General features: G+C 70.9%; 20 protein-coding genes, 1 tRNA gene, 1 other RNA gene and 3 pseudogenes. 14 read left to right on the top strand and 11 right to left on the bottom strand.

Translation table 11 applies throughout. The annotated features are described in order from the left end of the window. Nucleotides 1-73: 73 nt before the first annotated feature. Together AB0N17_RS39070 and AB0N17_RS39065 are read right to left on the bottom strand one after the other, a co-directional pair. Entirely contained in the window at nucleotides 74-709 is a 636-nt protein-coding gene (locus AB0N17_RS39070; protein WP_366016423.1) for a LytR C-terminal domain-containing protein, read from the bottom strand. 107 nt (nucleotides 710-816) lie between these two features. After that, a complete protein-coding gene (locus AB0N17_RS39065; protein ID WP_004943146.1) occupies nucleotides 817-1,113 on the bottom strand; it encodes a type II toxin-antitoxin system VapB family antitoxin in 297 nt (98 codons plus the stop codon). A gap of 114 nt (nucleotides 1,114-1,227) precedes the next feature. Here AB0N17_RS39065 and AB0N17_RS39060 point away from each other — a divergent pair, with 114 nt between their 5' ends. Continuing rightward, nucleotides 1,228-2,790, top strand: coding sequence for a helicase HerA-like domain-containing protein (locus AB0N17_RS39060; protein WP_366016422.1), 1,563 nt, complete (start codon nucleotides 1,228-1,230; stop codon nucleotides 2,788-2,790). A 21-nt stretch (nucleotides 2,791-2,811) separates the two neighbouring features. Here the strand turns inward: AB0N17_RS39060 and AB0N17_RS39055 are convergent, their stop codons facing one another. The 4 genes from AB0N17_RS39055 to AB0N17_RS39040 form a co-directional block, all read right to left on the bottom strand. Continuing rightward, entirely contained in the window at nucleotides 2,812-2,934 is a 123-nt protein-coding gene (locus tag AB0N17_RS39055) for a hypothetical protein (RefSeq protein ID WP_366016421.1), read from the bottom strand. A 50-nt stretch (nucleotides 2,935-2,984) separates the two neighbouring features. Next, nucleotides 2,985-3,308, bottom strand: coding sequence for a hypothetical protein (locus AB0N17_RS39050; protein ID WP_366016420.1), 324 nt, complete (start codon nucleotides 3,306-3,308; stop codon nucleotides 2,985-2,987). Between the two features lie 96 nt (nucleotides 3,309-3,404). Further along, complete coding sequence (locus AB0N17_RS39045) at nucleotides 3,405-4,073, bottom strand: HdeD family acid-resistance protein (protein ID WP_366016419.1); 669 nt, start codon at nucleotides 4,071-4,073, stop codon at nucleotides 3,405-3,407. Between the two features lie 54 nt (nucleotides 4,074-4,127). Next, the gene (locus tag AB0N17_RS39040; RefSeq protein ID WP_366016418.1) at nucleotides 4,128-4,736 is read right to left on the bottom strand and encodes an HhH-GPD-type base excision DNA repair protein; all 609 of its coding nucleotides are present in this window, start codon (nucleotides 4,734-4,736) and stop codon (nucleotides 4,128-4,130) included. A 168-nt stretch (nucleotides 4,737-4,904) separates the two neighbouring features. Between AB0N17_RS39040 and AB0N17_RS39035 the strand changes: the two genes are divergently transcribed. From AB0N17_RS39035 to AB0N17_RS39000, 8 genes are all read left to right on the top strand, one after another. Next, the gene (locus tag AB0N17_RS39035) at nucleotides 4,905-7,052 is read left to right on the top strand and encodes a penicillin acylase family protein (protein ID WP_366016417.1); all 2,148 of its coding nucleotides are present in this window, start codon (nucleotides 4,905-4,907) and stop codon (nucleotides 7,050-7,052) included. Continuing rightward, nucleotides 7,045-7,632 carry a GNAT family N-acetyltransferase gene (locus AB0N17_RS39030; RefSeq protein WP_366016416.1) on the top strand — a complete coding sequence of 196 codons (588 nt, stop codon included), beginning with the start codon at nucleotides 7,045-7,047 and terminating at the stop codon, nucleotides 7,630-7,632. The genes AB0N17_RS39035 and AB0N17_RS39030 overlap by 8 nt, the downstream gene beginning before the upstream one ends. Further along, nucleotides 7,629-8,108: a cupin domain-containing protein gene (locus AB0N17_RS39025; RefSeq protein WP_366016415.1), complete on the top strand. Its 480-nt coding sequence runs from the start codon at nucleotides 7,629-7,631 to the stop codon at nucleotides 8,106-8,108. Before AB0N17_RS39030 ends, AB0N17_RS39025 begins: the two co-directional genes overlap by 4 nt. Next, nucleotides 8,105-8,866: an SDR family NAD(P)-dependent oxidoreductase gene (locus tag AB0N17_RS39020; RefSeq protein WP_366016414.1), complete on the top strand. Its 762-nt coding sequence runs from the start codon at nucleotides 8,105-8,107 to the stop codon at nucleotides 8,864-8,866. Before AB0N17_RS39025 ends, AB0N17_RS39020 begins: the two co-directional genes overlap by 4 nt. A gap of 190 nt (nucleotides 8,867-9,056) precedes the next feature. Next, nucleotides 9,057-10,862, top strand: coding sequence for a copper resistance protein CopC (locus AB0N17_RS39015; RefSeq protein WP_366016413.1), 1,806 nt, complete (start codon nucleotides 9,057-9,059; stop codon nucleotides 10,860-10,862). 308 nt (nucleotides 10,863-11,170) lie between these two features. Further along, entirely contained in the window at nucleotides 11,171-11,533 is a 363-nt protein-coding gene (locus AB0N17_RS39010) for a MarR family transcriptional regulator (RefSeq protein WP_366016449.1), read from the top strand. Then, a complete protein-coding gene (locus tag AB0N17_RS39005; protein WP_366016412.1) occupies nucleotides 11,530-12,963 on the top strand; it encodes an MFS transporter in 1,434 nt (477 codons plus the stop codon). Before AB0N17_RS39010 ends, AB0N17_RS39005 begins: the two co-directional genes overlap by 4 nt. A 57-nt stretch (nucleotides 12,964-13,020) precedes the next feature. After that, the gene (locus tag AB0N17_RS39000) at nucleotides 13,021-13,314 is read left to right on the top strand and encodes a DUF1330 domain-containing protein (RefSeq protein WP_366016411.1); all 294 of its coding nucleotides are present in this window, start codon (nucleotides 13,021-13,023) and stop codon (nucleotides 13,312-13,314) included. A 292-nt stretch (nucleotides 13,315-13,606) separates the two neighbouring features. Here the strand turns inward: AB0N17_RS39000 and AB0N17_RS38995 are convergent, their stop codons facing one another. Next, a complete protein-coding gene (locus AB0N17_RS38995) occupies nucleotides 13,607-13,843 on the bottom strand; it encodes a hypothetical protein (RefSeq protein WP_366016410.1) in 237 nt (78 codons plus the stop codon). A 277-nt stretch (nucleotides 13,844-14,120) separates the two neighbouring features. Between AB0N17_RS38995 and AB0N17_RS38990 the strand changes: the two genes are divergently transcribed. Further along, nucleotides 14,121-14,642, top strand: coding sequence for an HAD family hydrolase (locus tag AB0N17_RS38990; protein ID WP_366016409.1), 522 nt, complete (start codon nucleotides 14,121-14,123; stop codon nucleotides 14,640-14,642). A 6-nt stretch (nucleotides 14,643-14,648) separates the two neighbouring features. Here the strand turns inward: AB0N17_RS38990 and AB0N17_RS38985 are convergent. Next, a pseudogene (locus AB0N17_RS38985) lies at nucleotides 14,649-14,849 on the bottom strand (transposase family protein); the annotation flags it as partial. A 12-nt stretch (nucleotides 14,850-14,861) separates the two neighbouring features. On the opposite strand from AB0N17_RS38985, the pseudogene AB0N17_RS38980 reads away from it, so the two are divergent. Next, a pseudogene (locus tag AB0N17_RS38980) lies at nucleotides 14,862-14,960 on the top strand (IS5/IS1182 family transposase); the annotation flags it as partial. 275 nt (nucleotides 14,961-15,235) lie between these two features. Here the strand turns inward: AB0N17_RS38980 and AB0N17_RS38975 are convergent. Then, on the bottom strand, nucleotides 15,236-16,066 hold the full coding sequence (locus AB0N17_RS38975) for a hypothetical protein (RefSeq protein ID WP_366016408.1): 831 nt from the start codon (nucleotides 16,064-16,066) through the stop codon (nucleotides 15,236-15,238). Between the two features lie 155 nt (nucleotides 16,067-16,221). Beyond that, the gene (locus tag AB0N17_RS38970) at nucleotides 16,222-16,923 is read right to left on the bottom strand and encodes a hypothetical protein (RefSeq protein ID WP_366016407.1); all 702 of its coding nucleotides are present in this window, start codon (nucleotides 16,921-16,923) and stop codon (nucleotides 16,222-16,224) included. Between the two features lie 756 nt (nucleotides 16,924-17,679). Here AB0N17_RS38970 and AB0N17_RS38965 point away from each other — a divergent pair. Further along, nucleotides 17,680-18,447: pseudogene (locus AB0N17_RS38965) on the top strand (site-specific integrase); the annotation flags it as partial. A gap of 82 nt (nucleotides 18,448-18,529) precedes the next feature. On the opposite strand, the gene AB0N17_RS38960 reads toward AB0N17_RS38965, so the two are convergent. Next, nucleotides 18,530-18,617 (bottom strand) — tRNA-Ser (locus AB0N17_RS38960). Between the two features lie 121 nt (nucleotides 18,618-18,738). Between AB0N17_RS38960 and ffs the strand changes: the two genes are divergently transcribed. Together ffs and AB0N17_RS38950 are read left to right on the top strand one after the other, a co-directional pair. Next, nucleotides 18,739-18,833: signal recognition particle sRNA small type (gene ffs, locus AB0N17_RS38955), an RNA gene on the top strand. Nucleotides 18,834-18,926: 93 nt separating this feature from the next. Continuing rightward, the coding region (locus AB0N17_RS38950; protein WP_366016406.1) for a DNA polymerase III subunit gamma and tau at nucleotides 18,927-20,478 on the top strand (1,552 nt) is incomplete at its 3' end.

Below are 20,478 nucleotides of genomic sequence, written 5' to 3'. Positions count from 1 at the left end.
GTTCCGCGTCCGGCCGGGCAGGTCCGCGTCCGAGGGGGTGCGGGGTCCTCGCCCCGCGCCCCTGCGTGCTTCCTCAGCAGCCCTTCTTCGTGGACGCCGTCGGCCGAGGCGCGGTCAGGGCCGCCCGGGCCTGCTCCGCCACGGCCGGTGCGGCCAGGCCCTTGAAGGCGTCGCCGATGACGAAGTCCACGGCGGCGCCCTTGCGGCCGGCGTCGGCGCGCCGCTCGGCGCCGGTGATCTCCGTCGCGAGGACCGCCAGCGAGGTGTCGCGGGCGTCGGCGGGGCCGAGGAGCAGGCCGGTGCCCTTCACCTTCTTGTCGAACTCCTTGCTCGCGTTGCCCACGGAGCCGATCTTGAAGCCGCGCTTCTTCAGCTGGTCCGCGGTGTCCTTCGCGAGCCCGGCGCGGGCGGTGGCGTTGTAGACGTTCACGGTGATCCCGCCCGGCTGGGGCAGGGCCTTCAGCTGCGCGGCGGGCGCGGCCTCGGTGCGGCAGCGCGTCCCTGTCCCGGCCGTGGTGTGCTTCTCGCCGCCGCCCGTGAAGACGTCGACGAGCTGCAGGGTGCCCCACCCGACCAGTCCGAGCACGGCGACGGACGCCACCACCACGGCCACGAGCCTGCCGCGGCGCCGGGGCGGGCGCATGCGAGGGTACTTGTCCCCCGTGATCCGGTACTTGCCGCCCATGCCGGGGGGAGTCAGCATGCTCATGGGCGCAGCGTAGTGCGCCTGAGCGGCGATGCCTATTAGATGATCAGTCGATGCCGCTCAGCGGAACCCGAAAGGGCCAAGGAGCCGGCCGTCGTGTCCGCGCGGGGTCAGTCGAGCTCGAGCACGCGCGCGTGCAGCACCTGCCGCTGCTGGAGGGCGGCGCGGACCGCGCGGTGGAGGCCGTCCTCGAGGTACAGGTCGCCCTGCCACTTCACGACGTGCGCGAAGAGGTCGCCGTAGAAGGTCGAGTCCTCCGCCAGCAGGGTCTCGAGGTCGAGCTGCTGCTTGGTCGTCACGAGCTGATCGAGGCGGACCGGGCGCGGCGCGACGTCCGCCCACTGCCGGGTGCTTTCCCGGCCGTGGTCGGGGTACGGCCGGCCGTTTCCGATGCGCTTGAAGATCACACGGAAAGCCTACCGGCCCAGACGTTCCGGGCGCAGCCATGGCGGCGGAGTGCAACGCTTGAAAAGATGCCGCAAAAGGGGCATATGGGCCGATCGTGGGAAGAGGGGCCGGAGATGAGCGACAGCGAGACCGTGCCGCCCGCCGCCCCCGGGGGCGGCGCGGACCTCCCCGCCGAGGCACGGGAGATCGCCTCCGGATACGCCTTCACGGGCCCCGCCCTCGACCTCGGCGCGCTGCTGTGGGACGGCACCTGTCTCCCGGACGCCGCCGTCCGCATCCCCCTGTCCATGCTCAACCGGCACGGGCTGGTCGCGGGCGCCACCGGCACCGGCAAGACCAAGACCCTCCAGCTGATCGCCGAGCAACTCTCGGCCCAGGGCGTTGCGGTGTTCCTCGCGGACGTCAAGGGCGACCTGTCCGGCATCGCCCGGCCCGGGCAGGAGAACGACCGGGTGCGCAAGCGGTCCGGCGAGGTCGGCCGGCCGTGGACGCCGGCCGGCTTTCCGGCGGAGTTCCTCGCGCTCGGCGGCCTGGGTCACGGCGTTCCCGTGCGCGCCACCGTCACCAGCTTCGGCCCGGTGCTGCTGGCCAAGGTCCTCCAGCTCAACCAGACACAGGAGCAGTCCCTCGGCCTGATCTTCCACTACGCCGACACCAAGGGCCTGGAGCTGATCGACCTCAAGGACCTCAGGGCGGTGGTCGCCTTCCTCACCTCGGCCGAGGGCAAGGCCGAGCTGCGGAACATCGGCGGCCTGTCCAGTGCCACGGCCGGGGTCATCCTGCGCTCGCTCACCGCCTTCGAGGCACAGGGCATGGCGGACTTCTTCGGCGAGCCGGAGTTCGACACGGCGGAATTCCTCCGTACGGCCGAGGACGGGCGCGGCATCGTCTCGGTGCTCGAACTCCCCGCCGTGCAGGACAGACCCCTGCTGTTCTCGACGTTCCTGATGTGGCTGCTCGCCGACCTCTTCCACGACCTGCCCGAGGTCGGGGACGCCGACAGGCCCAAGCTGGTCTTCTTCTTCGACGAGGCGCACCTGCTGTTCGACGACGCCTCCAGGGCGTTCCTGGACTCCATCACGCAGACGGTCCGCCTCATCCGTTCCAAGGGAGTCGGGGTCTTCTTCGTGACCCAGACCCCCAAGGACGTCCCCGCCGACGTCCTCGCCCAGCTCGGCAACCGCGTCCAGCACGCCCTGCGCGCCTTCACCCCCGACGACCAGAAGGCCCTGAGGGCCACCGTGCAGACCTTCCCGAGGTCGGCGTACGACCTGGAGGAACTGCTCACCGGCCTCGGCATCGGCGAGGCCGTGGTGACCGTGCTCAGCGAGAACGGCGCCCCGACCCCGGTCGCGGCCACCCGGCTGCGCCCCCCGGAGTCCCTGATGGGCCCGGTGGACGCGGCCGAACTGGACCGGGCGGTCCGCGATTCCCCGCTGCACGGCCGTTATGCACAGGCTGTGGACCGCGAGTCGGCCTACGAGAAGCTGAGCGCCGCCGCGCCCGCACCGCAGGCACCGCCCCCGCGGGCTCCCCGGGCCCCCGATGAGGAGCCGTCCCTGGTCGAACAGGTCGTCGGAAGCGGGATGTTCAAGTCCCTGGCCCGTTCGGTCGGCACGCAGCTCGGCCGTGAGATCACGCGCTCCCTGTTCGGCACGGCCCGGCGGAGACGGTAGCCCGCCCCCGCCGGCACCGGTTCAGCGGTTCCGTTTCCCGGTCGGCCGCTGCGGTTCCTCCTTCTGCTCCGGCTTGGGTGCCGTACCGCGCCTGGCCTCCGCGCGCAGCAGAGCGCGCAGAACGGCGTACGGGTCCATGGGCATGGCTGTGCTCCTTGCGTCGAGCCGACTGACCTGTGCGGGGCGCGGGTCTGTCAGCAGCGCAGGACCACCGTGCGCAGCAGGGCCGGGGCGTACGGCTCCCGGGGCGTGGCGGAGCACGGGCGCGGAGCGGGCCGGGCCGGTGGCGCCGGGTCGGGGAGGGGTGCGGGGCGTTCGGGTACGTCGGCCCGGTGGATGGCGCGGGCGCAGGGCCGTACGAGCGTGTCGAGGACGTCGTGCTCGAAGGTCTCGGCCGCCGCGCCGGCGGCGGGCGCGGCCTGGGCCTGCAGATGGGCGCCGGGCACCCACAGGGCGAGCAGCAGCACGAGCGCCCGCAGCCAGGTGCGGCTGCGGGGACTGCGCGCGGTTCTGCTCACGGCAGGGTTGTCCCCCCGCGGGCGGGGCGTGCAGCACGCAGGGCCCGGGATCCGCCCGCACGGCGTAGGTGAGGGGCCGCGGGTTGACGCCGCGGGTCACAGCGTGCGGGGCACCGCCTTGGCCCGGCTGCGGATGCCGAACGAGGTGACGATCTCGACGACGCCCACCACGAGCAGCCAGATGCCGCCGACGAGGGTCAGCACCGCGATCGAGCGGAACGGCGAGTCGATGAGCACGATCCCGGCGACGAAGGTGACGATCCCGAGGAAGATCTGCCAGCCCCGGGCGGGCATCCGGGAGTCGTGCAGCGCGGCCACGGTCTGGGTGATGCCGCGGATCAGCCACCCGATGCCGATCCACAGGGCGAGCAGCAGGATCGACTGCATGGGCCCGCGGAAGCAGAACAGGCCGAGCAGGATCGACAGCGCACCGCTGATGAAGGCCAGCACGCGCAGCGAGGTCGCCTTGTGCGTGCCGAACGCGGAGACCAGCTGGAAGACGCCGCTGACGACGAGGTAGACGCCGAAGAGGACGCCGGCCACGCGGAGCGAGTGGCCGGGCCAGATCAGGACCAGGATCCCGAGGATCAGCGAGGCGATCCCGGTGACCAGGACGACCTGCCAGGCGGCCCGGGACAGGGCGTGCAGGGGGCCTTCGAACGGCGGCTCGGGCTCGTGGTGCCCGCCCGCGGGCGGAGTCGCGTGGACATGCCGGTCGTCGTACTCACGGCCCCACTCGGGGCCGCTGTTCGGTGCCTCGGTCATGGTCCATGCTTGGACCGCGCGGGGGACTCCCGCCACCCGGGTGGGCCGGTCGGCTTACCTCGCCCCGGCCTGCTTCCCGCCCGCCTTGGCCGCCTTCGCCGCCGCCTTCGTCTCCTGCTTGTGGGCGCGTACCTTGGCCAGCGACTCGGGGCCGGTGATGTCGGCGACGGACCGGAAGGACTTCACCTCGCCGTACGCGCCCGCGGCCTCCCGCCACCCCGTGGGCGCCACCCCGAGCTGCTTGCCGAGCAGCGCGAGGAAGATCTGCGCCTTCTGCTTGCCGAACCCCGGCAGTTCCTCGAGGCGCCGCAGCAGCTCAGGACCGGTCCGGACGTCCCGCCAGACCGCTTCCGCGTCCCCGTCGTAGTGCTCGGCCAGGTACTGGCACAGCTGCAGGATCCGCTTCGCCATCGATCCCGGGTAGCGGTGCACGGCGGGCTTCTCGGAGAGCAGCGCGGCGAAGGCCTCCGGGTCCATGGCGGCGATGTCGTGCGCGTCCAGGTCGTCGGCGCCGAGCCGGTCGGCGATGGTCCGGGGCCCCTTGAACGCCCATTCCATCGGCACTTGCTGGTCGAGCAGCATCCCGACCAGGGCGGCGAGCGGGGAGCGGCCGAGCAGGGCGTCGGCCTCGGGGTCCTGGGCGAGGTGCAGCGTCACGTCCATGGGTCGATGATCTCGCGGGCCCGGGAACGGCGCGCGCCGGTCCGGGGGTACGCGGCGGGTGCCGGTCCCGGGGGCGCCCGGCCGCCTGCCGCTCGCGTACGATTCCCCCACACAACTTAGGCAAGGCTTACCTAAAAGGAAGGCCTGAGATCAGAGGGGGCCCCCGGGGTGACCGCCGAGACCTACCGCGACGCCTGGGGCGTCCCGCACCTGCGCGCGTCCGGCGCCCGCGAACTCGCCCACGCCCAGGGCCGGGTGACCGCCCTCGACCGGGCCTGGCAGCTGGAGGTCGAACGCCACCGCGCCCAGGGCACCTCGGCCTCCTTCCTCGGCGCCGACGCCCTGTCCTGGGACGTCCTCGCCCGCCGGGCCCGCCTCGACGACACCGCCCGCCGCTGCTTCGCGGCACTGGAACGCCGGGACCCGGAGACGGCCGACTGGGTCCGCGCCTACGCCGACGGCGTCAACGAGGGCCTGCCCGCCGGCGCCCGCCGTGCCCCCGAGTTCCCCCGCACCGGCCTCACCCCGGGCCGCTGGCAGCCGTGGACCCCGCTGGGCGTCTGGCTCGCCACCCACATCCTGTTCGCCGGGTTCCCCGCCAAGCTCTGGCGCGAGCAGGCGATACGGCACCTGGGACCCGACGCCGCCCGCCTCTTCGCCACCGACGGCCCCGGCACGGCCGGCAGCAACGGCTGGCTGCTCACCGGCGCCCGTACGGCGAGCGGTCACGCCCTCATCGCCGGCGACCCGCACCGCTTCATCGAGGACCCCGGCGTCTACCAGCAGATCCGCCTCGCCTGTCCCGAGTTCGACGTCATCGGCCTCGCCGTCCCGGGCGTGCCCGGCATCGCCCACTTCGGCCACACCGGCACGGCCGCCTGGGCCATCACCAACGCCATGGCCGACTACCAGGACCTCTACCGCGAACGGCTGCGGCGCACCGGCGCAGGCGTGGAGGCCCTCGGCCCGGACGGCCACTGGCGCCGGGCCGCACGCCACACCGAGACCGTGCGGATCGCGGGCGAGGCACCCGTCGAGATCGAGCTGATCGAGACACCCCGCGGCCCGGTGATCGCCGGCGGCCCGGAGGGGCTGGAGGCGGGCCTCACCCGCGAACCCCCGCACACCCCGCGGGCCGCCCACGCCGACGCCGAGGCGCTCGCCCTGCGCTACCCACCCCGCGTCACGGAGGACCTCGGCTTCAGCGCCCTGCTCCCCCTCCTCCGCGCCCGCACCGTCGCCGACATCGACCGGGCCCTGGACGCCTGGGCCGAGCCCGTCAACGTCGTCCAGGCCGCCGACACCCGGGGCCACACCCTCCACCGCGTCGCCGGCCGCGTCCCCCTGCGCGCCGAGGCCAACCGGCTCCACCCGGTCCCCGCCTGGCACCCCGGCCACGACTGGCACGGCACGCACCGGACGCCGTACGCCGAACCGGCCGACGGCATCGCGGTGATGGCCAACCAGCGCGGCCTGGCCACCCCCCTCGGCGTCGAGTTCGCCCCACCGCACCGTGCCGACCGCATCCGCGCCCTCCTCGACACCCGCCGTTCCTGGACCGCCGAGGCCATGCCCGCGATCCACACCGACACCCGTCTCGCCTCCGCCGCGCCCCTCCTCGACCACCTCGCCGCCCTCGACGGCCTCACCCCCGAAGCGGCCCGTCTCCGCGACCGCCTGCTCGCCTGGGACCGCCACATGGACGCCGGCAGCACCGACGCGGCGGCCTACGCGGCCGTGCGCTCCGCGGTCGTACGCCACCTCGCCGCGCATCCCGTGTTCGCCCCGCTCGCCGAACCCCCCGCCTACCCCGAGGTCCTGCTCCCCTGGCTGGCCCTCGTCCCCCGCATCGGCCATGCCCTCGAACACCTGCTCCGCGCCGAGGAGTTGTACGGCATCGACCGCCCGGCCGCCGTCCGCACCGCACTTCAGGAGGTGGCCGTCCGGCCCCCGGCGGGCACCTGGTCCGACACCCACCGCCTGATCCCCTGGCGCGCGCTGCCGTACCCGGCGCCCGAGTCGTCCGCGGAGCCGTACCCGGAACCCGGCCTCGCCGGCGACCACGACTGCGTGCTCTGCACCTCCGCGGTCCCCGGCCTCACCGACCGCGCCGCCCGCGGCCCCGCGGCCCGCTACGTCTGGGACCTGGCCGACCGCGACAACAGCCGCTGGGTGGTCCCCTTCGGCGCCGACGGCGTCCCCGGCGCCCCCCACCACACCGACCAACTCCCCCTCTGGCTCACGGGGGAACTGGCCCCGATCGTCACCGACTGGGCCCTCCTGACCCGCGACCGCACCGAGGAGACCGATGTCTGACCTGTACGAGCACCACGTCGACGGCTACGGCACCGTCCGTGTCCGCCCCCTCGACCCGGCGGCCGACGCGGCCGTGGTCCACGCCTGGGCGCGTGAGGAACGCGCCGCCTTCTGGGGCATGACCGGCCTCACCCGGGACCAGGTCGCCGAGGTCTACGCCCACATGGCGGGCCTCGACACCCACCACGCCCACCTCGTCACCAAGGACGGCGCACCGGCCGCCCTGCTCCAGACGTACGAACCGGCCGCCGACCGGGTCGGCGAGTGCTACGACGTACGCCCCGGCGACCTCGGCATCCACGTCCTCCTCGCCCCCGCGGGCCCCGCCGGCCCCCGGCCCGGCTGGACCTCCGCGCTGCTGACGGCGATGACGGCGTACGCGCTGCTCGGCCTGGACCGGCGACGGCTCGTGGTCGACCCGGACGTACGCAACACCAAGGCGATCGACCGCTTCGAGCGCCAGGGCTTCGTCCGCGGACCGGCGGTCGTCCTCCCCGAGGTGGACGTTCCCGACGTCCACCTGCCCGAGAAGCGCGCCCAACTGGCCTTCCTCGACCGGGCGGTAGCCTTCCCCGGGTGACGACGACGCCACAAGAGCTGATCGCCCACTACGGACTCCAGCCGATCCCCCGCGAGGGCGGACTGTTCCGGCAGACCTGGGCGGGGCCCCAGCGGCCGGACGGCCGGCCCGAGGGCTCCGCCATCGTCGTGCTGCTCACCGCGGACGACTTCTGCGCCCTGCACCGCCTCCCCACCGACGAGGTCTGGCACTTCTACCTCGGCGATCCGCTCCACCTGCTGCTCCTCGCCCCGGACGGCACCGCCCGCACCACCGTCCTCGGCCCCGGCCTGCGCTCGGGCCAGCACCTCCAGCTGACCGTGCCGGCCCGCACCTGGATGGGCGCGCGGGTGGCACCGGGCGGCGCGTGGACGTTCTTCGGCTGCACGATGGCCCCCGGATTCACCTACGAGGACTACGCGCACGCAAACGCGGAGGAGCTGACGGCGCGTTACCCGTCCGAAGCCGCCCGCATCACGGAACTGTGCCGCCCATGACCCTGCTCGACGGACAGACCACCCTGGTGACCGGTGCGGGCGGCGGCATCGGCCGCGCCATCGCCCTGCGCTTCGCCCGGGAAGGTGCCGCGGTGGCCCTGCACTGCCGTACGGCGCTGGAGGCGGCCGGGGAAGTGGCGGACCGCATCCGGGAGTCGGGCGGCGAGGCCGTCGTGCTCCAGGCGGACCTGACGGACGAGGACGCCTGCCACCGGCTGGTCCGGGAGGCGGCCGACTGGTCCGGCGGCCGTCTCACGGCCCTCGTCAACAACGCCGCCGTCCAGCCGGTCCAGCCCCTGCCCGGCATGACGGCGGCGCAGTGGCGCGCGGTCGTCGACACCAACCTCACCAGCGTGTTCGCCTGCACCCAGGCAGCCGCCGCGCGGCTGCGCGAGCACGGCGGCGGCACCATCACCCACATCGCCTCCATCGAGGCCGCCCGCCCCGCCCCCGGCCACGCGCACTACGCCGCGGCCAAGGCGGCGGTGGTCATGCACGCCCGCGCGGCGGCCCTGGAGTACGGCCCGGCCGGCATCCGCGTCAACACGGTCTCGCCCGGCCTGATCGACCGCGAGGGCCTGGCCGGGGCCTGGCCGGAGGGCGTGCACCGCTGGCTCGCCGCTGCCCCCACCGGCCGCCTGGGCCGCCCCGAGGACGTGGCCGGCGCCTGCGTCTTCCTGGCCTCGCCGCTGGCCTCCTGGATCACCGGTCACGACCTAGTGGTGGACGGCGGAGTCTCGGCGCGGCCGACCTGGTGAGCACGGCGGCCGATCTCTGCGTACCTGTACGAGGCACACGCGCGCGCGGGGACGGAGGAACGACGTGCACCAGACACGCCAGAACCGAGAGCGGGACCGAGGCCCAGGCCGGGAAACACGCCGTGAGCCACGCCGTCAACGGCGGCGGGCACCTCTCCGGGCACCTCTCCCGGCGTCCCTCCGCGCCCCCTTGCGGCCCTCCCTGCGCCACCTGACGCTCCTCGGCACGGCCGTCCTGCTGCTCCTGCTCGGCACCGCGGCCCCCGCCTCGGCCCACGCGGCCCTGCGCCGGAGCGACCCCGCCGACGGCACGGTCCTGAAGACGGCCCCCCGGGAGGTGACCCTGACCTTCAGCGAGTCGGTCGGCCTGCTCGACGACTCCTTCCGGATCTACGACCCCCGCAACCACCGCGTCCGCACCGGCCCCACCGAGCACGCCTCCGGCCGCTCCGCCACCGCCCGCGCCGCCCTCCCGGCCAAGCTCGCCACCGGCACCTACACGGTCGCCTGGCGGGTGGTCTCGGCGGACAGCCACCCGGTGTCCGGCGCGCTCACGTTCTCGGTCGGCAGACGCACCGCGACCACGGCGAGCCCCGTCGCGGACGACGCGGAGAACCCGGCGACGGCGGCCCTGTACAACATCGCCCGCTACCTCGCCTACCTCTCCCTGGCCCTGCTGCTGGGCACGGCGGCGTTCGTGGCGTACTGCCGCCCGCCCGTGACGTCCCCGCTCCGCACCCCCGCCCTGGCCGCCGCCGTGACCCTCCTCGTCTCGACGGCCGCCCTGTTCCTGCTGCGGGCCCCGTACGAGGAGGGCTCGTCCCCGGTGACGGCCCTCTCCCTGTCCGCGCTCTCCCGCACGGCGACGACCCGGCCCGGCGAGCTGCTCCTCGCCCGGCTGGCGCTGCTGCTCGTGACCGGGGCGGGCGCGGCCCTCCTGCGGGCCCGCCGCAGGAGGCTGCCGCGCCGTACGGCTCTCACCCTGGCCGCGGCCCTCACCCTTCCGCTGGCCCTGACCTGGACGACGGCCGAACACGCCTCCGCGGGCCTCCAGGTCCCCGTGGCGGTCACCTCGGCGACCCTGCACCTGCTGGCCATGGCGGCCTGGCTGGGCGGCCTGGCGGCGCTGCTGCGCACCCTGCGGCGGACGGCACACGACCCGTCGGCCCTCCCGGTCCCGGTCCTCACCCGTTTCTCCCGCCTGGCGCTCGCCTCGGTGACGGTGCTGGCCCTCACCGGCGTCTACCAGTCCTGGCGGGGCCTGGGCTCCTGGCCGGCGCTCACGGACACCACGTACGGCCGCACCCTGCTGGCCAAACTGGCGGCGGTGACGGCGCTGCTGCTGGCGGCGGCCTGCTCCCGCACCTGGACGAAACGCCTGACCCAGCCCTCCCCGGCCCCGGCCCCGTCCCCCCACCGGGCCCGCACCCCCGAACCGGTCACCGTCCCCCCGTCGCCCCCCACTCCGCCCCCGCCCCCGAGCCGCCCCACCCCGCCCCCCGCGGTCTCCTTCCACCTCCTGCGCCGCTCGGTGCTGGCCGAGGCGGCCGTGGCCGGAGTGGTCCTGGCCCTGACGACCCTCCTGACGACCACGCCGCCCGGGCGCACGGCGGCGGAGGCGGCCGACACCGCCGCGCCGGCGGCCGGCATCGCCGCGGCCTCGGTCACCACGATCCCGTTCGACGTCGGCACGCCCGGTGGCCACGGCAGCGTCCAGATCACCCTGGACCCGGGCCGGGTCGGCACGAACTCCGTCCAGGCGGTCGTCTACGGCCCCGACGGCGGCCTCTCCACGGTCCCCGAACTCCGGATCACCCTCACTCTCCCCGCCCAGCGGATCGGCCCTCTGGACGCCAAGGTCACCGACCGCGGGGGCTACTGGGCCGCGGACTCCTTCGACCTGCCGATCCCGGGCCGGTGGACCGTGAAGGCGACGGTACGGGTCTCCGCCCTGGACCAGGTGACGGTCTCGGCACCGATCCGGGTGCAGCGATAGGGCGAGACCCGGCATGGCTCCACGCGGGACGGGCTACTCGGCCCGTACGGGGTTCGGCAGACAGCCCCGCAGGGCTCTCCGGGCGTGCGCTCGGGGGGCCTGCGACCGTGGTTTTGAGGGCCGGACCGCTGATGTGGTCCGGCCCTCTGGGCTTGCGGGGGCACACGAGATATTTCCATAAACTATGAATATAAAAATGCTATGCTTCGAGCATGAGTCGTCAAGACACCGCTCCTGACGCGTCCGCCGCCATCGGGGCAGCCCTTTACGGCCTGGCCACCAGGGCCGCGAGACGCCTGCCCCGGGACATGAGCCTGACGTCCGCCGCCACCCTGGCCACCCTGGACCGGACCGGCCCGCGGCGCATCACCGATCTGGCCGCGGTCGAGGGCGTCACCCAGCCCGCGATGACCGCCCTGGTCCGGGTGATGGAGGAGTCCGGCCTGGTCGAGCGGCGGGGCGACGCGTCCGACAAGCGGGTCACGCTGGTGTGCCTGACCGAGGCCGGCGCCTCCTACGTCCGGACGCGGCGCCAGGCGGGCGTCCACGCGTTCGAGCGGTTGATCTGCGCGCTCACCGGCGACGAGGTCGAGGCGCTGGTGGCGGCCCTTCCGGCGCTGAAGCATCTGGCAGAGCTCGAGAGCCAGGACCGCGAAGTGCCGAAGCGGTGACCGGGCAGCCGGCCGGCGGGAGCGCGGTGAAGGCGTTCCCGGTGGCGCGTTCCGAGGCGCGGCTGCTGGTTCCCGCCCTGATGTTCATCGCTCTGGTCGTGGCGGCGGTCGCCAGCCTCGGGACGCCGCTCATCACCAGCGTGGCGACCTCGTTCCACGTCTCGCTCGGCAGCGCGCAGTGGACGCTGACCGTCGCGCTGCTCAGCGGCGCCGTCGCCACGCCGGTCCTGGGCCGGCTCGGAGCCGGCCCGCACCGCCGGGCCACGATCCTCGCCACGCTGGCGGTCGTCGTCGCCGGCAGCGCGCTCACCGTGCTGCCGCTGCCGTTCGCGTGGCTGCTGGCCGGCAGGGCGGCCCAGGGCGTCGGGCTCGGGCTGACGGCGCTGATGATGGGCGTGGCCCGGGACCACCTCCCCGAGGAGCGCGGCGCGGCCGTGATCGCCCTGATCTCGGTGGTCTCGATCATCGGGGCCGGCGTCGGCTACCCGCTGGCCGCACTGCTCGCCGAGCTCGGCGGGGTACGGGCCGCCTACGGCCTCGGCCTGGTCGTCACCGCCGCCGCCCTCCTCACCGCGTGGCGCTCCATGCCCGAAGCCCCCGAGGGCCGCTCCGCCCACGTGGACGTGGCGGGCGCGGTCGTCCTGGCCGCTGCGCTGCTCCTGGTGCTGTTCCTCGCCGGCGAACGGAATCTGTGGAGCCGGCACCTCGCCGTGGCGGCGGGCCTCGCCGTCGTCGCGGTGGTGCTGCTCCGCGTCTGGGCCGTCATCGAGCTGCGCGGCACGACGCCCCTGGTCGATGTGCGGGCGGTGCGGCACCCGGCGGTCGCCGGGGCGAACCTCGCCATGTTCGTCGGCGGGATCGGCATGTACCTCCTGCTCACGCTCATCACCCGGTACGCGCAGACGCCGCACGGCGCCGGCTACGGCTTCGGGCTGACGACCTTCGTCGCCGGGCTGGTCCTCATCCCGTTCTCGGTGCTGGGGTTCGTCGCCGGCAAGCTCACGCCGCGGGTCCGTACGCGGATCGCCGGCCCCCTGCTCCTGGCCGGCAGCTCCGTCGTGGTCGGCGGCGGGTTCGCCCTGTTCGCGGCGGCCCGGTCGGACCTGGCCGAACTGTTCGCGGCGATGGGCGTGCTCGGCTTCGGCGTCGGCGGCTTCTCGGCCGCGATGCCCGGCGTCATCCTGGCCGTCACCCCCAAGAGTGAGACGTCGAGCGCCATGAGCTTCAACTACGTCGTACGCAGCGTCGGGTACTCCCTGGGCAGCGCCATCGGCGGCCTGATCCTCGCCGCGGGCACCGGCCCCGGCCACCTCTTCCCCGACGACGGCGCCTACACCACCGCGGCGCTGATCGGCATCGGCGCCATGGCGATCACGACGCTGACGAGCCTCGCTCTCGCCCGCCGACGCTCGTCCGAGACCAACCCGTAAGTCAGATGCACTCATCCCGACACAGTCAGATGCACTCATCCCGACACTGGAGGTTCCATGCCCAAGGGCTACTGGGTCAGCGCCTACCGCACCATTTCCGACCCTGAGAAGCTGGCTGCTTACAACGAGCTGGCCGGTCCGGCCGTCAAGGCCGGGGGCGGCCGGGTCCTCGTCCGTGGCGGCCGGGTCGAGGCGCATGACGCCGGAATCGCCGAGCGCACCGTCCTGATCGAGTTCGACAGCTTCGAGCAGGCCGTCGCGGCGCACGAGAGTGCGGCCTACCAGGAGGCGCTGGCCGCCCTCTCCGACGGCGTCGAGCGCGACTTCCGCATCGTCGAAGGCATCGACTGACCGCCGATGCATGTGACGGGAGTCATGCTCCGCTAGGTCGCTCAGCAGGCCGGACAACGTCGAAGGGCCCCACTGCGAACAGTGGGGCCCTTCGACATCGTGCCCGGTGAGGCACTGGCGGAGGATACGAGATTCGAACTCGTGAGGGGTTGCCCCCAACACGCTTTCCAACTGTCCGCGTGGCCGTACAGGGGCGTACGGACGGGTTGGCGGGGCAGGTCAGAGGGGGTGCGCGTACGGCGGTGAACGGTGGCGGCCGTCGGTGCACTGGGCAAAGACCAGGACAACGAGATCAGGTACGAGCGACTACCCCAACGAACTCGGCCCCTTTGTGGTTGCTGACGATGAAGTCAAAGCCGTGGCCTGCCGCGCAGGTCAGTTCCACGCTGACGTATCCGCCTCTGGTTCCAAGCGGGCTCCCACTGCTGTCGCGGTCGGGATGCACCGTGACCGCCTCGTGGTCGGCGCCGACCTGCCCCTGCTCCACTTCCGCGATGCCGCACGCAGGGCAATTGAGCTGCCACTGCATGCTCCACCTTCCTACGTCCCGCTGCACTGGAACGAGGATTCCCTCGTGACTCTGAGGCACGCTTCCCTCCAAACGGGTTCGGTCTGTTCCATGACAGCTGACCGATGATCCCCGCGCACGGCTTTTGCTGATCTGGCTCAGCAGTCGTCGCGTAGCGTCCGGCGTGTGCTGGCACTCTTTGACCTCGACAACACCCTGATTGACCGACAGGGCGGCTTGGACGCATGGGCGAGTGCCTTCGCCCGCTCCCGTGGACTGTCAGATCAGGCCGTGGCATTTGACTGCCAGGCTGCGAGACCGGGCGTACCCCGAAGACTTCGATTACCTGCGAGACGTCCTACGGCTCACGGACGGCGCTGAGGACCCGTGGCGTGAGTACGTCCACGGAGTGACTCGCTCGATGCGCTGCTTTCCCGGGGTCCTGGAAGGTCTCCAAGAGCTCCGCCGCGAGGGATGGACACTGGGGATTGCGACAAATGGGGCGGTTGATATCCAGCGCGCCAAGCTTGACGTAACCGGACTCACCGGACTCTTCGACGGAGTCACCATCTCGGAAGGTGTCGGAGCACGGAAGCCAGAGCGCGCCTTCTTTGATGCCGCAGCCGCGGCCTGTGGCGTGCCGCTGAGCGCCGGAGGGTGGCTGGTGGGTGACAACACCGCGACGGACATAGCGGGGGCACAGGCGGCCGGACTGCGGACCGCCGGGGTGGCCGGCGGCCGTGAATCGGGCGATGGCCCCCGCAAGCCCGACCTCATCGTGTCGAGTGCCGCGGAGGCCATCGCGATGTTGCGGAGGTAGGCCGCGCCGGACCGGACCGAGCGTGCCGTCCACGATCCACAGCCGGTCCGCGGCATCGACGGGACGCGCGGCCGGCTCGAGCGCGAGGAGAGGCCAAAGCCGCTTAATGACCCTGCACACCGTGGTCGGCGAGACCCCGAACAGCGGAGCGAGCTGCCGCATGGTGAGGTTCGTCCGGTAGTAGACAGCCACCACAAGCAGACGTTCACGGGGCTGCGGATGAAGCAGTTTGAGCGACTGTTGAAGGTGGTGGGGGAGCGGGGTGGCGACGGGCCGCGAATCGGGCGGCCACGGTGTCTGTCGCTTGGCGACCGGGTGAAGGCTGCGATCAGGGAATTTCGCTTGTATGTGTGGGGTGTTGAGGGCTGATCCGTTATGGGGGGACTGTCACCCGACGGTCAGACTTCGATGGACACGAACGTGACAGTGTGTGCAGGCCACCGGACGATGCGATTGCGTCGGGAAATAATGTTAGGCGAACGAGAAGTGATCCGGGCCGCCCTCGTCCCTCGCGGCCCGGATCACTTCTCGATTACTTGCGCCTTCTTCTCGAAACCCATCCCGGTTCTCAGAGGAAGACGTGGAATGAGCGTCTATGCCTCATGACAAATATTTCTCTTGTCGTCAGCGCTCATGGCCGGCGTCATCGTCTTCCAGCCGGTCAATGTCTGCAAGGCAGCCATACTTGGATCCAGCGGCTTCGGCAGATCGCCACTCACGTCCATGGGGATTGACACGGTGGCGCTGGGTGCCGGGTAGGGGATACTAGTGCTCGGCTGGTATATATCCTGCCTCGGCCCGCCAACGATTTCAATCGAGCCGAGTCCATGCGACTGTCCATGATACGTGTAGAAGTAGATGTCACCCCAACTATCACCGGGAATGGTAAGGCCCACTCCGTTCGAATACGTGACATCATGGGTCCAAGTGGCCGAGAAGCTGGCTTCTATCTGGAAAGTGACATTTTCGGTAATGCCGACACCCAACGGCGCCTGATCAAATTCAATAGAGAACCCGGTCCCGATCGAAGTTCCGACAGAATAGGTTGTTGAATGAGTGTAATTCTTGATGTCGGTCCAAGTTTCGGGGTCTGGTCCGCAGTTCGGCTTATGAAGGATGTGCTGATTATAGTTCTGATCTTCCTGGATGCGCTGTTCTTCAACGAATGCACTGGTCGCGCACTGACCCCAGCCCGTGCCGAATCCAGCCTTCTTGCAGTAATTCCAGTAGTCTTGATTCGTAAATGCGCGGCTCCCGGTACTCGAGCGGCCGAATCCGACAATCTTACCCAGCATCGCATTGTCGAGCGTGGTCAATGATCCTGCGGCCTGAACGGGAGGCGCGCCAAGTGCCATGACGATCGAAGCAGAGACTGCCGCTGGACAAAAGAGTCTGGCAAATCGTCGACGGTTGAAGGGCTTCATGTGATCTCCTAGAGTGGGATGAAGATGCGCAGGAATTTTGAATTGTTCATTCATTAGTGCCTTACTGTGTTATTACACCCCGTGCGGGACTTCCTCCGCCTCAAGCTCTTTGCGGTTCCTTATTTCGGATTTAATCTCTGTGCAGCGTGTTTGCGCTAGCAATTAATGGCTACCTCGATCGGCACAAGGCCATGGATAGGTTCATCGGCTGCTGCCGTAGCCGCATCGAGTGGTGCGGGAAGGTCTCCCTTAAACTCCATGGGGAAGGACAAGGTAGCGCTGGGGCGAGGATACGGAATAAGGGAACCTGACTGATAAATATTAGGATTTGGCGCGCCTACGATCACTACATGGGCAATCCCGTGCGAGGTGCCGTGATCCGTGTAAAACTCAAACCATCCCTGATAGCCGGGGCTTATTTGCTTGGTCTGGCTCACGGTCTCACCGGCTGTGTCACCCCACGAAACATCCTGGCTGACGCTGGCACTGAACAAGGCTGCTTCGTTGGCTCCAAATCCGAGAGGTGACTCTTTGAAGGCGATCGTCACTGCGATCGACACTTTCTGGCCTACCTTGTAGGTAGCGCCGTATTGATAGCCGTCACTGCGCATGATCATGTCGCTGGTGCCGGTATTGCAGTTAGTGACCGGATTTGATACCTGCTTGTGGTAGTTGATGTCTGCGGCACGCTCCTCTTCGACATATGTACTAATCGCGCATTGGCCCCAACCGGTACCGTATCCAGCTTGGTCGCAGTACTTCTCATAGTCCGAGTTGGTGAATCCGCGCGGGGGGCCGCTGTAGGAGGGGCCGAAGCCGACGACCCGGTTCAGAGCATCGTTGTCCGCGCCTGACATCGGCAGCACAAGATTCGTGGCATGTGCGAGAGGCGCTACGAGTACCATTGCAGCCGAAGCGCACGCTGCAGCCGGGCAAATGAATGTAGCAAACCGTCGATAAATGAAGGATTTCACTGAATCTCCAATGGAATAGAGTAAAGATTACTCCTGCCTATTTCAGACGGAATGGCTGCCGCGTTGTAAGGTGAATCCAGTGAAGAATTCCGCCGACAATTTCACCGACATGTCCGCTTGATTTCCCTGCGCGGTGCCATATGCGCCATCCGGCCGGAGAGCAGAAACTGGCCGATGGCCTTACGATTCAATCCGCTAGATGTGGCTGTGACAACGATCGGTGACACAGCCGCCACCTTGTTCACCTGGGGCTTGCTACAGAGTGCTCGCCTGGATGAAAGGCCGCACAGCCGTCTCCTTTGGATGGAAACAGTCCAGATCTGGGGCTTCTCCCTCATCTCAGTGCGCTGGAATGCGGTGAGGGATTCCCTTAAGGATGGCGCCGAGTATGAAGGGCACCAGGAGATCGACTCAATACGCACACCGTAAAGTGCCGCGCACTGATTTTTGCAAACTGCCCGGCCAAAGGGAGAATGAGCAGCGGTCCGGTCTGGCAGGCGCACTCCTCACGTGCGCGCCACCCCCGTCTGGGGCCCCGACGCTACCGGCCGTGCAAGCCTGCGGGGTGCTGGCCAGGGCGCTGCAGCAGCACTTGCGATCGTGCCGCCCGACCCGGCGACACATCCACAACACCGTACGAAGAATGCCGCCGCGCTGGCGAAGTCGCCCCAGGTGGAAGAGGACGAATCCGAGGTTGAGCCCTACTCCGTGGAAGAGGTTCAGCGCCTACTGCTGGAAGCCAACAAGCGCAGGATCAGCGCCCGCTGGATGCTGGCTCTGGCGCTCGGACTGCGGCAGGGCGAGACGCTCGGACTGCGCTGGTCTGACGTCGACCTGGACAACGAGTACCTGAAGCTTCGCCGCAACCGTCTGCGCCCCCGGTGCGAGCACGGGTGCCCGGAAGCCTCACCGTGCGGCCGGAAGGCGGGGTACTGCCCGGCCAAGGTGCAGGGGCGGCGCGAGACCAAGAACACCGAGTCGCGCACGGGCCGGCGCGCCGTGCCCCTGCCGGGCCCACTGGTCGCCATGCTCCGTACCCATGCCGAGACGCAGGAGCGCGGGCGCAAGACGGCTGGCGACCTGTGGACCGAGTCGGACTACGTGTTCACCAAGCCGCTGGGCGGCCCGCTGAGCCCGAACACGGACTATCGCGATTGGAAGCGGCTCCTGGAAGACGCGGGGGTCCGGAACGCCCGGCCGCATGACGCACGTCACACGGCCGCCACCGTGCTCATGCTGCTCGGCGTCCCCGGACGGCGTCATCGATCAGATCATGGGGTGGGAGCCGGCACCTCCGCGAGCATGCGGGCGAGGTACCTGCATGTGCCGGACGCCATGCTCAAGGACGTGGCCCGGAAGATCGCCGAAGCCATCTGGGGCCCCTCGGAAACACCCGCTGTGGACAAAACCAGGACAACGAGGTCTGAGGACAACGTCGAAGGGCCCCACCTTGCGGCGGGGCCCTTCGACATCGTGCCCGGTGAGGCACTGGCGGAGGATACGAGATTCGAACTCGTGAGGGGTTGCCCCCAACACGCTTTCCAAGCGTGCGCCCTAGGCCTCTAGGCGAATCCTCCGCCGGAAACATTACATGACCGAGGGGAGTGCTCGCGAACCCGTTCCCGCAGGCCGTCCTCGGGTGCGGTCCGCGGCGCGCACCGGGTACAGACCGCGGGCCGCGATCGGGTACTGTGGGGCCCAGCCCCTCACGTGGCGCTATCTGACTGAACTCCCCCAGGGCCGGAAGGCAGCAAGGGTAGGTCGGCTCTGGCGGGTGCGTGGGGGGCCCTTGCGTTCCCCCGAGGGCGCGGAAATGCGGTGGACCGCCGAGGGGCGGGAGCCTCGGGCGGAGCCCGTTGTCGGTGGGCGCCTATAACCTCGTATGCGTGTCGTCTCTCGCCCTGTACCGCCGCTATCGCCCGGAGACCTTCGCGGAGGTCATCGGGCAGGAGCATGTCACCGACCCGCTGCAGCAGGCGCTGCGGAACAACCGGGTCAATCACGCGTACCTGTTCAGCGGTCCGCGTGGGTGCGGGAAGACCACCAGCGCGCGCATCCTCGCCCGCTGCCTGAACTGTGAGCGGGGCCCCACTCCCACCCCCTGCGGGGAGTGCCAGTCCTGCCGGGACCTCGCGCGCAACGGGCCGGGCTCGATCGACGTCATCGAGATCGACGCGGCCTCCCACGGTGGTGTGGACGACGCCCGTGAGCTGCGCGAGAAGGCCTTCTTCGGCCCCGCGGGCAGCCGGTACAAGATCTACATCATCGACGAGGCCCACATGGTCACGTCGGCCGGCTTCAACGCGCTGCTGAAGGTGGTCGAGGAGCCGCCGGAGCATCTGAAGTTCATCTTCGCCACCACCGAGCCCGAGAAGGTCATCGGCACCATCCGGTCCCGGACCCATCACTACCCCTTCCGGCTCGTGCCGCCCGGCACCCTGCGCGACTACCTCGCCGAGGTCTGCGGGCGGGAGGAGATCCCGGTCGAGGAGGGCGTGCTCCCGCTCGTCGTGCGCGCCGGCGCCGGTTCCGTGCGTGACTCCATGTCCGTCATGGACCAGCTCCTCGCCGGCGCAGGCGAGGCCGGTGTGACGTACGCCATGGCGACCTCGCTGCTCGGGTACACCGACGGCTCCCTGCTCGACTCCGTCGTCGAGGCCTTCGCCACCGGTGACGGGGCCGCGGCCTTCGAGGTCGTGGACCGGGTCATCGAGGGGGGCAACGACCCGCGCCGGTTCGTCGCCGACCTGCTGGAGCGGCTGCGCGACCTGGTGATCCTCGCCGCCGTGCCGGACGCCGTGGAGAAGGGCCTCCTCGACGCCCCGGCCGACGTCCTGGAGCGCATGCAGGCCCAGGCCTCCATCTTCGGGGCCGCCGAGCTGAGCCGCGCCGCCGACCTGGTCAACGAGGGCCTGACCGAGATGCGCGGCGCCACCTCGCCCCGCCTCCAGCTGGAGCTGATCTGCGCGCGCGTGCTGCTCCCCGCCGCCTACGGCGACGAGCGCTCGGTGATGGCCCGCCTCGACCGCATCGAGCGCGGCGTCGGCTTCTCGGGCGGCGCCGGCGCGCCCGCCATGGGCTACGTCCCCGGACCCGAGGCCCACGGCGGCGGAGCGCCGATCCCGCCGGGCGGCGGCGCGGCCGCTGCCCGGGCGGCGGTGCGGTCGGGGGCCCCGCAGGCCCCGGGGGCGCCGGGAGGGGCCACGGGAGCAGCCGTGCAGGGGCCGGGGGGCGTCGCCGCTCCGGCGCCCGCCGCCGCACAGCCCCCCGCGCCCGCTTCCGCCCCGGCACCGGCACCGGCACCGGCACCGGCACCCGCTCCCGTCGCCGCCCCTGCCCCTGCCCTCGATGGCGTCCTTGAGCGTCTCGATGGCGGGGTGGGTGCCGTTCCATTCATACCTGGACATGTCGAACGTCGCCTCTTCTCGGGGTCGGGTG

Origin of the sequence: Streptomyces sp. NPDC051133 (genome assembly GCF_040682635.1) — a bacterium.
Taxonomy (GTDB): Bacteria; Actinomycetota; Actinomycetes; order Streptomycetales; family Streptomycetaceae; genus Streptomyces.
Note: the sequence above shows the minus strand (reverse complement) of the source record. Positions and strands in the feature narration are given on the sequence as shown.

Bases quoted from the DNA above. Each gene is read 5' to 3' on its own strand.
- AB0N17_RS38995 (WP_366016410.1), bottom strand. From the start codon at position 13,843: ATGCAGTGGCAGCTCAATTGCCCTGCGTGCGGCATCGCGGAAGTGGAG.
- AB0N17_RS39060 (WP_366016422.1), top strand. From the start codon at position 1,228: ATGAGCGACAGCGAGACCGTGCCGCCCGCCGCCCCCGGGGGCGGCGCG.
- AB0N17_RS39010 (WP_366016449.1), top strand. From the start codon at position 11,171: ATGAGCCTGACGTCCGCCGCCACCCTGGCCACCCTGGACCGGACCGGC.
- AB0N17_RS39040 (WP_366016418.1), bottom strand. From the start codon at position 4,736: ATGGACGTGACGCTGCACCTCGCCCAGGACCCCGAGGCCGACGCCCTG.
- AB0N17_RS39030 (WP_366016416.1), top strand. From the start codon at position 7,045: ATGTCTGACCTGTACGAGCACCACGTCGACGGCTACGGCACCGTCCGT.
- AB0N17_RS39055 (WP_366016421.1), bottom strand. From the start codon at position 2,934: ATGCCCATGGACCCGTACGCCGTTCTGCGCGCTCTGCTGCGCGCGGAG.
- AB0N17_RS39020 (WP_366016414.1), top strand. From the start codon at position 8,105: ATGACCCTGCTCGACGGACAGACCACCCTGGTGACCGGTGCGGGCGGC.
- AB0N17_RS39045 (WP_366016419.1), bottom strand. From the start codon at position 4,073: ATGACCGAGGCACCGAACAGCGGCCCCGAGTGGGGCCGTGAGTACGAC.
- AB0N17_RS38975 (WP_366016408.1), bottom strand. From the start codon at position 16,066: ATGAAGCCCTTCAACCGTCGACGATTTGCCAGACTCTTTTGTCCAGCG.
- AB0N17_RS39000 (WP_366016411.1), top strand. From the start codon at position 13,021: ATGCCCAAGGGCTACTGGGTCAGCGCCTACCGCACCATTTCCGACCCT.
- AB0N17_RS38970 (WP_366016407.1), bottom strand. From the start codon at position 16,923: ATGTCAGGCGCGGACAACGATGCTCTGAACCGGGTCGTCGGCTTCGGC.
- AB0N17_RS39070 (WP_366016423.1), bottom strand. From the start codon at position 709: ATGAGCATGCTGACTCCCCCCGGCATGGGCGGCAAGTACCGGATCACG.